The sequence below is a fragment of the Enterobacter sp. SCRI0065 genome (genome assembly GCF_059766475.1).
In genome coordinates this window covers 869246-881258 of sequence record NZ_JCBAJB010000001.1, presented here as the reverse complement: position 1 = coordinate 881258, position 12013 = coordinate 869246, and the positions used below count along the sequence as shown (strand labels likewise).

Here is a 12013-nt window from a genome sequence, read left to right as displayed (position 1 = left end):
TTTACTATACCTGCGCCAGTGCCTTCTGTGAAAACAGTGACATACCATTTTCTGCTCATTTCACAAAAATCGATGAAAATGCTGAATCAAACCCTCTTCTTGATAAAAAAATATTGTCGCTGGAGATATGGGAAAAAGTGCGGCGACACCGCAGAATATTAGCCTGCTCACCTTTTTCAACGCGAATGAACAAGCGTATTTTTCCCTGGAGGGAAAATGTCCCGCGTATCACAGGCCCGAAACCTGGGTAAATACTTTCTGTTAGTGGATAACATGCTGGTTGTACTCGGCTTTTTTGTCGTATTCCCGCTGATCTCAATTCGCTTTGTCGATCAAATGGGCTGGGCGGCATTAATGGTCGGTATTGCGCTGGGATTACGTCAGTTTGTTCAGCAGGGATTAGGGGTATTTGGCGGTGCCATTGCCGACCGCTTTGGTGCAAAACCGATGATTGTCACCGGTATGCTGTTGCGTGCCGCGGGATTCGCGACGATGGGGATTGCACACGATCCCTGGCTGTTGTGGTTTTCCTGCTTTCTTTCGGGGCTTGGCGGTACGCTGTTCGATCCTCCGCGCACCGCCCTGGTTGTCAAGCTGATCCGTCCTCGTCAACGCGGTCGTTTTTTCTCTCTGCTGATGATGCAGGACAGCGCTGGCGCGGTGATTGGCGCACTGCTCGGAAGCTGGCTTCTGCAATATGACTTCCGGCTGGTCTGTGCTACCGGCGCGGCGCTGTTCATTCTGTGCGCAGGGTTTAACGCCTGGCTGCTGCCAGCCTGGAAACTCTCCACGGTGAAAGCCCCGGTGCGTGAAGGGCTGGGGCGCGTATTAGCCGATAAACGCTTTGTCACTTATGTCCTCACGCTGACGGGCTACTACATGCTGGCGGTGCAGGTCATGCTGATGCTGCCGATTATGGTTAACGATATCGCGGGCACTCCGGCGGCCGTGAAATGGATGTACGCGATTGAAGCCTGCCTGTCGCTGACGTTGCTCTATCCCATCGCGCGCTGGAGTGAAAAGCGTTTTCGCCTTGAACATCGCTTGATGGCCGGACTCCTGCTGATGACGCTCAGCATGATGCCGATTGGGTTAGTGGGTACGCTCCAGCAGCTCTTTGTCCTGATTAGCACCTTCTATATTGGGTCAATCATTGCCGAGCCCGCACGTGAAACACTGGGCGCAAGTCTTGCCGATCCCCGTGCGCGCGGCAGTTATATGGGGTTCAGCCGCCTGGGATTAGCCCTGGGCGGCGCATTAGGTTATGCCGGTGGCGGATGGCTTTTCGATGCCGGTAAAGCGATGAATCAGCCGGAATTGCCGTGGGTGATGCTCGGCGTTGTAGGCTTCATCACCCTGCTTGCGCTGTGGTGGCAATTTAGTGCGAAACGAAGCGCCAGCGGCATGCTTGAGCCAGGGGCTTGATTTGAAACATGCTTTTTTCTCCGCCATACTGAAGACTGATGGTCAACACATGGAGGAGAAACGTGAAGCTCTATATCTACGATCACTGCCCGTTCTGCCTAAAAGCCCGTATGATTTTCGGGCTGAAGAACCTCCCTATTGAGCTGGTTACGCTGCTCAATGACGATGAAGCCACCCCGACCCGCATGATTGGCAAAAAAATGGCACCCATTCTGCAAAAGGACGATAGCCGCTATCTCCCTGAAAGCATGGATATTGTGCATTATGTCGACAAACTGGATGGCAAGCCGCTCCTGACGGGAAAACCCAATCCCGCTATCGCCGACTGGCTGCGCAAGGTGAATGGCTATGTCAATCGTCTCTTGATTCCACGATTCGCGAAAGGCGCTTTCGATGAGTTTGCCACGCCCCAGGCGCGCGACTATTTTGTGAAGAAAAAAGAGGCGGCTATCGGCAGCTTTGACGAGCACCTTTCCCATACTGCGGGGCTGGTGAAAAATATCAGCGACGATTTACGCGCCCTCGATAAACTGATCGTCAAGCCTAACGCGGTCAACGGGGAACTCTCCGAGGACGATATTCATCTGTTCCCGATACTGCGAAACCTGACGCTGGTTTCCGGGATAACCTGGCCGTCGCGCGTAGCCGATTACCGCGACAATATGGCTAAGCAGACGCAAATCAATCTACTCTCATCTCAGGCTACCTAAGGCCTTCGGGGGTGGGAGGACTCTCCTGCCCCTTTCATTATCAGCTTTTTCTGCTGGTCTCGGGATTATCCGACTGACATACTGACGCATCAGGACAGATGCGCCGATATCATGTTGAGGAACCCCATGAAAAAAATCGTTATTGCTGCGGCACTCATTGTCAGCGGCCTGCTGGTGGGTTGTAACCAGTTGACTCAGTACACCGTCAGCGAGCAGGAAATTAATCAGGCGCTGGAAAAACATAACAATTTCTCGAAAGATATTGGTGTACCCGGCGTGGCCGATGCCCATATCGTTCTGAATAATCTCGTCAGCCAGATTGGACGTGAAGAGCCTAACAAAGTCATGCTCTCTGGCGATGCCAGTCTGGATATGAACTCCCTGTTCGGCAGTCAGAAGGCGAACATCAAGCTGAAGCTCAAAGCGCTACCGGTCTTCAATAAAGAAAAAGGGGCGATTTATCTGCAGGAGATGGAAGTTGTCGATGCCGAAGTCACACCGGAAAAAATGAAGCCGGTGCTTCAGACGCTGATGCCTTACCTCAATCAGTCGCTGCGCAATTACTTCAATCAGCAGCCTGCTTATATTCTCAGCGAGGATAAAAGTCAGGGCGAGGCGCTAGCGAAGAAATACGCGAAAGGTATTGAGGTGAAGCCAGGCCAAATCATCATCCCGTTCACTGACTAATCCGATGGGCGCGACGGCGCCCTTCTTTCTGTACAAAAGTTTTTGCACAAAAGTGTGCAAACGAAAACGTTTCCGCATATGATTTGTGTCCGGCAAAAACAGCCATCCTTATGACTGATTCCTGATAAGCCGGAGCATATCAATGACTGCACACCCCCAGGTTCTCAAAATCCGCCGCCCAGACGACTGGCATATCCATTTGCGCGATGGCGACATGCTTAAAACCGTCGTTCCTTACACCAGTGAAATCTATGGCCGTGCGATCGTGATGCCTAACCTGGCACCGCCAGTCACCACCGTTGATGCTGCTATTGCCTATCGTCAGCGCATTCTTGATGCCGTTCCCGCCGGGCATGACTTTACGCCGCTCATGACCTGCTATCTGACCGATTCACTCGATCCGAACGAAGTGGAACGTGGCTTTAATGAAGGTGTGTTTACCGCCGCCAAACTCTATCCAGCCAATGCGACCACTAACTCAAGCCACGGCGTAACCAGCATTGACGCCATCATGCCCGTTCTGGAGCGCATGGAAAAACTGGGGATGCCGCTGCTGATCCACGGCGAAGTCACCCATGCCGACATCGATATCTTCGACCGTGAAGCGCGTTTTATCGACACGGTGATGGAGCCGCTGCGCCAGCGTCTGCCCGGACTGAAAGTCGTCTTTGAACACATCACGACGAAAGATGCCGCGGAATACGTGCGTGACGGGAACGACCTGCTTGCCGCCACGATTACGCCCCAACATTTGATGTTCAATCGTAACCACATGCTGGTGGGTGGCGTGCGCCCGCATCTGTACTGCCTGCCTATCCTCAAACGTAATATTCATCAGCAGGCGCTACGCGAGCTGGTTGCCAGTGGCTTTACGCGCGCGTTCCTGGGAACCGACTCCGCCCCGCACGCTCGTCATCGCAAAGAAGCAAGCTGTGGCTGTGCTGGTTGTTTCAATGCACCTACGGCGCTGGCGAGCTACGCTACCGTTTTTGAAGAGATGAATGCCTTAGCGCATTTTGAAGCGTTTTGCTCACTGAATGGCCCGCGTTTCTACAGCCTGCCAGTGAATGAAACCTTTATCGAACTTGAACGTAAGCCAAGCCTGGTAGAAGAATCTATCGCGCTGACTGACGACACGCTGATCCCCTTCCTGGCGGGCGAAACCGTCAACTGGACGATAAAACGCTAAAAAGTGATTGCTCCTTGTTGTAAGTTTTATGATATGCCTGTATAAATAAACAGTACATTACACAGGGGGCAATTATGCGTATTGAAGTGACCGTCGCCAAAACTACCGTATTACCCGCTGGCGCGCTGGACGCGCTTGCTGGGGAATTATCCCGCCGCATTAACAACTCTTTTCCCGATCGTGATGGAGCCGTAACGGTGCGCTACGCTACAGCCAACAACCTTTCTGTCATCGGTGCAGCCAAAGACGATAAAGATCGCATCAGCGAAATTCTTCAGGAAACCTGGGAAAGCGCCGACGACTGGTTTATCACAGATTAATTATTGCTCCCTCATTGTTTTTTTTCGCCGGGTCGCCCCGGCTTTTTTTTTATAGAATTTAAATTAAGTTCAAATTAATTGCCCATCTTCTTAAAAAAAGATGAATAAGATGGCGGTTTACTGTTCAAAGAATCCTAAAAAGCACAAAAATGTGTTGCTACCTGTTTATTTTCCCTTCGTAACGGTTATTTATTGATATACTGAAATTGCTTCAGAAAAACAGCATGGAACCTCACAGTCGTTGTCTTTTAACACGCAATAAGGGGTTACGATGGAAAAGAATAATGAAGTCATCCAGACCCATCCACTCGTCGGTTGGGACATCAGTACCGTAGACAGCTATGACGCACTCATGTTGCGTTTGCACTACCAGACCCCAAATCAACCAGCTCGTGAAGACGCAGAAGTTGGACAGACACTGTGGCTTACCACAGATGTTGCACGTCAGTTTATTTCTATTTTAGAAGCAGGTATTGCAAAAATAGAATCTGGCGACTACCAGGCAAATGAGTATCGTCGGCATTAAGATAATGCCCAACATTCACTCAGCGGGCACCCTTGTGGTGCCTCATTTATTTCTTCCTTGAACAACGCCTCCATCTTAATTACTCTGCTAACTAAAGCGCTGATTTAAGAGATCCTTATGAAATACGATTTAATCATTATTGGCAGCGGATCCGTGGGTTCTGCGGCAGGCTATTACGCAACGCAAGCCGGTTTGAACGTTTTGATGATTGACGCTCACCTTCCGCCTCATTCTGATGGCAGCCACCATGGCGACACTCGGCTTATTCGCCACGCTTACGGAGAAGGTGAACGCTACGTCCCGCTTGTGCTCAGGGCGCAAACGCTCTGGGACGAATTATCCGCCTTAAGCGAAGACCCTATCTTTGAGCGTACCGGCGTCGTCAATCTTGGTCCGGCCAACTCAGAGTTTCTGGCGAACGTCGAACAGAGCGCACGGCAATACCATCTGGACGTCGAGCGTCTGGAGGCAGGTGCCATCATGAAACGCTGGCCGGAAATCGTTGTCCCAACCGATTACATTGGCTTATACGAAGCGAACTCAGGGGTACTGCACTGCGAAACGGCAATCAAAACCTGGGTCGCCCTTGCCGAACAAGCAGGGTGCGCGCAATTATTTAACTGCCCCGTGGAGACCATTACCCATCACGCTGACGGCGTGACGGTGCAGACTCCGGAAGGTCCGTTTACCGCGTCTCGCCTGCTGATCAGCGCCGGCACCTGGGTAACAAAGCTACTGCCAGACTTGCCAATTCAGCCCGTTCGCAAAGTCTTCTCCTGGTTCCAGGCCGATGGACGATACAGCACCCAGAATAAATTCCCGGCTTTCACCGGAAAATTGCCTGACGGGGATCAGTTCTACGGCTTCCCTTCTGAAAAAGACGCGTTGAAAATTGGCAAACATAACGGTGGGCAAAACATCCATTCGCCAGAAGAACGTAAGCCATTTGGTGCCTATCCGAGCGATGGTTCCGAGGCCTTTAACTTCTTACGTAACGTCCTGCCGGGTATTGGCGGGTTGCTGCATGGTGCGGCTTGCACCTATGACAATACACCTGATGAAGATTTTATTATCGATACGCTACCCGGGCATGACAATACGCTGCTGATTACCGGATTGAGCGGCCATGGTTTCAAATTTGCATCAGTACTGGGCGAAATTGCCGCGCAGTTTGCACAAGGGATTGCTCCGACGTTTGATCTCACCCCCTTCTCGCTTTCACGTTTTCGTGGATAATGCCCCCGTCTGGCTCCGTTCATCCGGAGCCTTTGTCTTTTAAAAGTAAATGGAAAATATGCGCAGGATTTTTGATTACCTCATCAACAATATTCGGGAGCACTTGATGCTCTATATATTGCTTTGGTGTTTACTGGCAATCATCGACATTATTTACATTGTATTTTTCTGAAAATGCCACCTGACGTTAATTGACATTACTTTATAAAAACTGAATTCATTAGCAAATTATTTGAATCCCCTCCCCGTCGCAGCAGCCCTCATCTTCCTCCACTACAAGCTTTTTTGCACGAAGGCATTGAATTACATCCCGCAATCCTTTTCAATAAAATTGAAATACAATATGTAATAATCCTTATCGTTAAAAATCAGTTGCAATAATGTTTCTCACAGGCCATTTTTACCTTCTCTTTAATTGGTGATGGTCATCTTTATGCAATTGCGTAATTCTTCTGCACGCTATGGGATAATATCCATGTTACTACACTGGTTAATCGCCTTAGTAGTATACGGGATGTTTGGCCTTGGGCTTTGGATGGTCACATTAAGCTATTATGACGGCTGGTATCACCAGGCGCCTGAACTGCATAAAAGCATCGGCATTTTATTGATGATGGCGCTCGTTGTTCGCGTGGTATGGCGCTTTATTTCGCCGCCACCGCCTGCACAGAAAACCCACAGCGCTTTCACGCGGGTCAGCGCGGTGGGCGCTCATATTGCGCTTTACTCCCTGTTATTTTCCATTTTGATCAGCGGATATCTTATTTCCACAGCCGATGGTAAACCGATCAGCGTATTTGGCCTGTTCGACATTCCCGCCACACTGACCGACGCGGGTTCGCAGGCAGATTTGGCCGGCACGATTCATTTTTGGCTCGCCTGGAGCGTAGTCATTCTTTCTGTACTGCATGGGCTCGCTGCCTTTAAACATCATTTCATCGATAAAGACGACACGCTAAAGCGCATGCTGGGCCGATCGTCCATTGACTCTGGAGCATAAAATGAAAAAACGCCTGTTGGGTATCGCATTAGGTTCACTGTTATTCACCACCGGTTCTGCCGTTGCCGCTGATTACAAAATTGATAAAGAAGGCCAGCATGCTTTTGTGAATTTTCGCATTCAGCATTTGGGTTACAGCTGGCTGTACGGCACGTTTAAAGATTTCGATGGAACCTTCAGCTTTGACGAAAAAAATCCCGCAGCGGACAAAGTCAATGTCACCATTAATACCAACAGCCTGGACACAAACCATGCTGAGCGCGATAAACATTTGCGCAGCGCCGAATTCCTCAACGTCGCCAAATTCCCGCAGGCTACCTTTGCCTCAACCGAAGTGAAAAAAGACGGTGACGATCTTGATATTACCGGCAATTTGACGCTGAACGGCGTGACGAAACCGGTCACACTTGAGGCAAAACTCATCGGTCAGGGTGACGATCCGTGGGGCGGGAAACGAGCGGGCTTTGAAGCCGCGGGCAAAATTCGCCTGAAAGATTTCAATATCACCACCGATTTAGGACCGGCATCGCAGGAAGTGGATTTGATCATTTCTGTCGAAGGCGTGCAGCAGAAGTAATTTGAAATCACCCGGTACGCAACGTGCTACCGGGTGTTGATTCGCGCTTATTCCGGGTCTGGAATACCCAGTTTGGTATTTAATCGACCGCGCGATTTATTAAAGATCTTATTGCCGTTTTCGCGCCCAGCCCGACGGCGACGCTGTTCCTCTTCAGGCAACACGCTCTCTTCGCTACACAATTCGCTACAGCAGCCGTTGTATTTTTCCGCACACACCGGACACTGGATAAACAGAAGATGGCAGCCATCGTTCTTACAATTGGTGTGTGTATCACAAGGCGTTCCGCATTGATGACAATGGGCAATCACGTCTTCTGAGATGCGCTCCCCCATCCGCTCGTCAAAGACAAAGTTCTTACCGATAAAACGCACCGGTAAACCCTGTTCACGGGCACGGCGCGCGTATTCGATGATTCCACCCTCAATGTGCCAGACCTTGTTAAAGCCGCTGTGTTTCATCCAGGCACTGGCCTTTTCACAGCGGATCCCACCGGTGCAGTACATCACGATTTTTTTGTCTTTGTGCTCCTGCATCATCTCAACCGCTTTTGGCAACTGCTCGCGGAAGGTATCTGCCGGGATTTCTAGCGCGTTCTCGAAATGTCCCACTTCGTATTCGTAGTGATTACGCATATCAATAAACACCACGTCCGGATCGTCGAGCATGGTATTCACTTCTGCTGCTTTCAGGTATTCACCGACATCACCGGCGTTGAACGTCGGATCGTCAATACCATCGGCGACAATGCGCTCACGCACCTTCATACGCAGCACCCAGAAAGATTTCCCGTCATCATCTAAGGCGATATTAAGACGTAAATCGTTAAACGCCGGGTCAAAGGCGTACAGGAAATCGCGGAACGCGTCGACATTGCTCTCAGGCACGCTAATCTGTGCGTTGATACCTTCATGGGCAAGGTAAACACGACCAAATACCTTCAGCGTTTCAAAGGCTTTATAGAGTATGTCGCGCGTTGCTTGAGGGTCAGCAATAGTAAAATATTTGTAGAACGAGATGGTTGTGCGCGGTTCGGTTTCTGCCAACATGCGCGCTTTCAACATCTCATTCGATACACGGTTATGTAACACTGGCATGGTGTACGGTTCCTGCAATCGTGAAGAGAATGAAAATCGGGCAGCATCATATAGCAAACAATGCGAATTTACATCCCCACATTTTGCGCTACATTTCCCTTAATGAAATAATTTTGTAATAACAATCGCTGCATTAATGCTCAGTTCGCATTCATTGATTTTGGTTATGATTCAAAAAAATGTGAGAATGCAGGTTATAGGACGAACGAATACAGGAACGTTATGACTCATTTACCTAAATTTTCAACGGAGCTGCTTCACCCGCGCTATTGGCCCACCTGGTGTGGTATCGGCTTGTTGTGGTTACTTGTCCAACTCCCCTATCCTGTCATCTATCGCCTTGGTTGCGGTCTTGGCACGCTTGCTCACCGCTTTATGAAGCGCCGCGTTAACATCGCCAACCGCAATCTGGAACTGTGCTTCCCGCAGATGGACACGATCGAACGTCGTAAGCTAGTCATTGAAAATTTCCAGTCCGTCGGCATGGGCCTGATGGAAACGGGTATGGCCTGGTTCTGGAATGATAAGCGCATGGCGCGCTGGTTTGAGGTGACGGGTACCGGCATGGAACCGATAAACACCCTGCAAGCACAAAAAACGGGCGTCCTGCTAATCGGCATACATTTTCTGACGCTTGAGATCGGCGCGCGGATGTTTGGTATGCAGACGCCGGGAATTGGCGTTTATCGCCCGAACGACAACCCGGTTATCGACCTGTTGCAAACGCGAGGACGGATGCGGTCCAACAAAGGCATGATCGACCGCAAAGATCTCAAAGGGATGATCCGTGCCCTGAAGAACGGCGAAGTCATCTGGTATGCCCCGGATCACGACTATGGTCCGCAATCCAGCGTGTTTGTGCCGTTCTTTGCCGTTGAGAAAGCAGCGACGACCACGGGAACCTGGATCCTGACCCGTACGTCAAAGGCCGCTGTCGTGCCTTTTGTGCCACGGCGTAAGCCCGACGGGAAAGGCTATGAGCTGATAATGCTTGAGCCTACCCTCGCCCCACCGCTTGATGATGCTGAAACCACGGCAAGATGGATGAACAACGTGATCGAACAATGCATCATGCTTGCCCCGGACCAGTACATGTGGCTCCATCGCCGCTTTAAAACCCGCCCAGAAGGCATGCCTTCACGCTATTAATCGTTGATCCGGCGGCCACAAAGCCGCCCGCAATTTAGCTTTAAAAGCCCTCTCACATTGCGGCAATCATAACGCAGGCGCATAATTAGCAGGCTTATTACCTCTATTATTGTTTTGCGGATAGTTATGTCACCCTCAGATGCCCCCATAAACTGGAAACGTAACCTCACGGTTGCCTGGCTTGGATGCTTTCTTACCGGTGCCGGATTTAGCCTGGTCATGCCTTTCTTGCCGTTATACGTCGAACAGCTTGGCGTGACGGGCCATAGCGCGCTGAATATGTGGTCCGGTTTGGTGTTCAGTATCACCTTCCTGTTTTCCGCTATTGCCTCACCGTTTTGGGGTGGGCTTGCCGATCGCAAAGGGCGCAAGATCATGCTGCTGCGTTCCGCGTTGGGTATGGCAATCATTATGGTCCTGATGGGATTTGCGCAAAATATCTGGCAATTCTTAATCCTGCGCGCGCTTCTTGGTTTATTAGGCGGATTTGTGCCTAATGCTAACGCTCTTATTGCCACCCAAATCCCGCGCCATAAAAGCGGTTGGGCGCTAGGAACCTTGTCGACAGGCGGCGTGAGCGGTGCACTGCTGGGGCCGCTAGCAGGGGGTTTGATGGCGGACAGCTATGGCTTGCGTCCCGTATTCTTCATTACCGCCAGCGTGCTTTTTGCCTGTTTTCTGCTGACCTGGTTCTGCATCCGGGAAGAATTTACCCCGGTCCCCAAAAAAGAGATGCTGCATGCGCGACAAGTCATCGGTTCGCTAAAAAACCCGAAACTGGTCCTCAGTCTGTTCGTGACGACAATGATTATCCAGGTCGCGACCGGTTCCATCGCACCTATTCTCACGCTTTACGTGCGCGACCTGGCAGGTAACGTCAATAATATTGCCTTTATCAGCGGTCTTATCGCGTCTGTCCCTGGCGTTGCCGCCTTGCTCAGCGCACCGCGTTTAGGCAAGCTTGGCGATCGAATTGGCCCGGAAAAAATCCTGATTGCGGCATTAGTGTTTTCGGTTTTACTGTTGATCCCCATGTCGCTGGTGCAGTCGCCCTGGCAGCTTGGACTGCTGCGTTTTCTGCTTGGCGCTGCCGATGGCGCACTGCTCCCGGCGGTACAAACGCTGCTGGTTTACAACTCGACGAACCAGATTGCCGGGCGAATATTCAGCTATAACCAGTCATTTCGCGACATCGGTAACGTCACGGGGCCACTCGTTGGGGCAGGCATTTCTGCAAGCTTTGGATTTCGTGCGGTATTCATTGTCACGGCCAGCGTGGTCTTGTTTAACGCGTTCTACTCCTGGCGAAGCATTGCGCGAGCCTCACGTCCCGCACGTTTGCAAGGTGATGATAAAAATATCACGCTGCGTGAATAAGCCATCAGCACGACCACTTATTGGCGCATTCATACTTGCAAAACCACAGAATCAGCTATTCTTTCCCTGAACACTACTGAGAATCACAGGGAGACACCGATGACTATGTACGCCACGCTGGAAGAAGCTATTGATGCCGCTCGTGAAGAGTTCCTGGCAAACAGTCCCGGGATCGAAGAAGAAGACGCGGATGTCCAACAACTCAATATCCAAAAGTATGTCCTGCAGGACGGCGATATTATGTGGCAGGCTGAGTTTTTTGTAGACGACACCGAACCCGGCGAATGTCTGCCGCTCCTTAGTGGTGAAGGCGCTCAGGCTGTTTTCGACGGTGACTACGATGAAATTGAACTGCGTCAGGAGTGGTTAGAAGAAAATACCCTGCACGAGTGGGATGAAGGTGAGTTTCAGCTTGAGCCCCCACTGGATACTGAAGAGGGACAAGCCGCAGCGGATGAGTGGGACGAACGCTAATCAGGCCCTACTCGTAGGGGCCATGCTGGGCGTCGATAGGAAGCAGTAACGTATCAAAAACCAGCGAGAAGGGTAAGTCGAGCACCGTGAGGTAACGCCACGCGGAGTCCCGAACATCCCATTGTACGCCGGGATAATATTGGTTGCCGTGACCCTGACCGGGAATGGTACGACTGATAATGCTGCCACATCCGCTGAGCAACAGCGACATCGTGACCACAATGAGTATTCTCATTTATACCTCGT

Annotated in this window: 15 protein-coding genes; 13 read left to right on the top strand and 2 right to left on the bottom strand. The window is 50.8% G+C overall.

All coding sequences use genetic code 11. The features are described from left to right. Positions 1–216: 216 nt before the first annotated feature. From mdtH to AC6EMZ_RS04190, 10 genes are all read left to right on the top strand, one after another. Positions 217–1425 (top strand): multidrug efflux MFS transporter MdtH, encoded by a 1209-nt coding sequence (gene mdtH / locus AC6EMZ_RS04235; protein ID WP_498401141.1) that lies wholly within the window; start codon positions 217–219, stop codon positions 1423–1425. A gap of 62 nt (positions 1426–1487) precedes the next feature. Further along, positions 1488–2135: a glutaredoxin 2 gene (gene grxB, locus AC6EMZ_RS04230; protein ID WP_498401140.1), complete on the top strand. Its 648-nt coding sequence runs from the start codon at positions 1488–1490 to the stop codon at positions 2133–2135. A 126-nt stretch (positions 2136–2261) separates the two neighbouring features. Then, entirely contained in the window at positions 2262–2822 is a 561-nt protein-coding gene (locus AC6EMZ_RS04225) for a lipoprotein (RefSeq protein WP_498401139.1), read from the top strand. A 142-nt stretch (positions 2823–2964) separates the two neighbouring features. Continuing rightward, entirely contained in the window at positions 2965–4011 is a 1047-nt protein-coding gene (gene pyrC / locus AC6EMZ_RS04220; protein ID WP_498401138.1) for a dihydroorotase, read from the top strand. A gap of 74 nt (positions 4012–4085) precedes the next feature. After that, on the top strand, positions 4086–4331 hold the full coding sequence (dinI, locus tag AC6EMZ_RS04215) for a DNA damage-inducible protein I (protein ID WP_498401137.1): 246 nt from the start codon (positions 4086–4088) through the stop codon (positions 4329–4331). Between the two features lie 271 nt (positions 4332–4602). Continuing rightward, the gene (bssS, locus tag AC6EMZ_RS04210; RefSeq protein ID WP_498401136.1) at positions 4603–4857 is read left to right on the top strand and encodes a biofilm formation regulator BssS; all 255 of its coding nucleotides are present in this window, start codon (positions 4603–4605) and stop codon (positions 4855–4857) included. Positions 4858–4974: 117 nt separating this feature from the next. Next, positions 4975–6093, top strand: coding sequence for an N-methyl-L-tryptophan oxidase (gene solA, locus AC6EMZ_RS04205; protein ID WP_498401135.1), 1119 nt, complete (start codon positions 4975–4977; stop codon positions 6091–6093). Positions 6094–6151: 58 nt separating this feature from the next. Beyond that, entirely contained in the window at positions 6152–6265 is a 114-nt protein-coding gene (locus tag AC6EMZ_RS04200) for a YceO family protein (protein ID WP_498401133.1), read from the top strand. Positions 6266–6526: 261 nt separating this feature from the next. Further along, positions 6527–7093, top strand: a complete 567-nt coding sequence (locus AC6EMZ_RS04195) for a cytochrome b (RefSeq protein ID WP_498401132.1) — start codon at positions 6527–6529, stop codon at positions 7091–7093. Between the two features lies 1 nt (position 7094). Then, complete coding sequence (locus AC6EMZ_RS04190) at positions 7095–7670, top strand: YceI family protein (protein ID WP_498401130.1); 576 nt, start codon at positions 7095–7097, stop codon at positions 7668–7670. 47 nt (positions 7671–7717) lie between these two features. Here the strand turns inward: AC6EMZ_RS04190 and trhO are convergent, their stop codons facing one another. Next, entirely contained in the window at positions 7718–8767 is a 1050-nt protein-coding gene (gene trhO, locus AC6EMZ_RS04185; protein WP_498401129.1) for an oxygen-dependent tRNA uridine(34) hydroxylase TrhO, read from the bottom strand. Between the two features lie 222 nt (positions 8768–8989). Between trhO and AC6EMZ_RS04180 the strand changes: the two genes are divergently transcribed. From AC6EMZ_RS04180 to AC6EMZ_RS04170, 3 genes are all read left to right on the top strand, one after another. Next, the gene (locus tag AC6EMZ_RS04180; RefSeq protein ID WP_498401128.1) at positions 8990–9916 is read left to right on the top strand and encodes a Kdo(2)-lipid IV(A) acyltransferase; all 927 of its coding nucleotides are present in this window, start codon (positions 8990–8992) and stop codon (positions 9914–9916) included. A gap of 126 nt (positions 9917–10042) precedes the next feature. Next, positions 10043–11293, top strand: coding sequence for a multidrug efflux MFS transporter MdtG (mdtG, locus tag AC6EMZ_RS04175; RefSeq protein ID WP_498401127.1), 1251 nt, complete (start codon positions 10043–10045; stop codon positions 11291–11293). Between the two features lie 99 nt (positions 11294–11392). Next, entirely contained in the window at positions 11393–11767 is a 375-nt protein-coding gene (locus AC6EMZ_RS04170; RefSeq protein ID WP_498401126.1) for a MysB family protein, read from the top strand. A gap of 7 nt (positions 11768–11774) precedes the next feature. On the opposite strand, the gene AC6EMZ_RS04165 is transcribed toward AC6EMZ_RS04170, so the two are convergent. Beyond that, on the bottom strand, positions 11775–12002 hold the full coding sequence (locus AC6EMZ_RS04165) for a YceK/YidQ family lipoprotein (RefSeq protein WP_498401125.1): 228 nt from the start codon (positions 12000–12002) through the stop codon (positions 11775–11777). Positions 12003–12013: the final 11 nt, after the last annotated feature.

What these genes read in the sequence shown, in the direction of transcription:
- trhO (WP_498401129.1), bottom strand. Translation starts at nt 8,767, where the DNA reads ATGCCAGTGTTACATAACCGTGTATCGAATGAGATGTTGAAAGCGCGC.
- AC6EMZ_RS04200 (WP_498401133.1), top strand. Translation starts at nt 6,152, where the DNA reads ATGCGCAGGATTTTTGATTACCTCATCAACAATATTCGGGAGCACTTG.
- solA (WP_498401135.1), top strand. Translation starts at nt 4,975, where the DNA reads ATGAAATACGATTTAATCATTATTGGCAGCGGATCCGTGGGTTCTGCG.
- mdtG (WP_498401127.1), top strand. Translation starts at nt 10,043, where the DNA reads ATGTCACCCTCAGATGCCCCCATAAACTGGAAACGTAACCTCACGGTT.
- AC6EMZ_RS04190 (WP_498401130.1), top strand. Translation starts at nt 7,095, where the DNA reads ATGAAAAAACGCCTGTTGGGTATCGCATTAGGTTCACTGTTATTCACC.
- bssS (WP_498401136.1), top strand. Translation starts at nt 4,603, where the DNA reads ATGGAAAAGAATAATGAAGTCATCCAGACCCATCCACTCGTCGGTTGG.
- pyrC (WP_498401138.1), top strand. Translation starts at nt 2,965, where the DNA reads ATGACTGCACACCCCCAGGTTCTCAAAATCCGCCGCCCAGACGACTGG.
- AC6EMZ_RS04165 (WP_498401125.1), bottom strand. Translation starts at nt 12,002, where the DNA reads ATGAGAATACTCATTGTGGTCACGATGTCGCTGTTGCTCAGCGGATGT.
- AC6EMZ_RS04195 (WP_498401132.1), top strand. Translation starts at nt 6,527, where the DNA reads ATGCAATTGCGTAATTCTTCTGCACGCTATGGGATAATATCCATGTTA.
- mdtH (WP_498401141.1), top strand. Translation starts at nt 217, where the DNA reads ATGTCCCGCGTATCACAGGCCCGAAACCTGGGTAAATACTTTCTGTTA.
- AC6EMZ_RS04170 (WP_498401126.1), top strand. Translation starts at nt 11,393, where the DNA reads ATGACTATGTACGCCACGCTGGAAGAAGCTATTGATGCCGCTCGTGAA.
- AC6EMZ_RS04225 (WP_498401139.1), top strand. Translation starts at nt 2,262, where the DNA reads ATGAAAAAAATCGTTATTGCTGCGGCACTCATTGTCAGCGGCCTGCTG.
- dinI (WP_498401137.1), top strand. Translation starts at nt 4,086, where the DNA reads ATGCGTATTGAAGTGACCGTCGCCAAAACTACCGTATTACCCGCTGGC.
- AC6EMZ_RS04180 (WP_498401128.1), top strand. Translation starts at nt 8,990, where the DNA reads ATGACTCATTTACCTAAATTTTCAACGGAGCTGCTTCACCCGCGCTAT.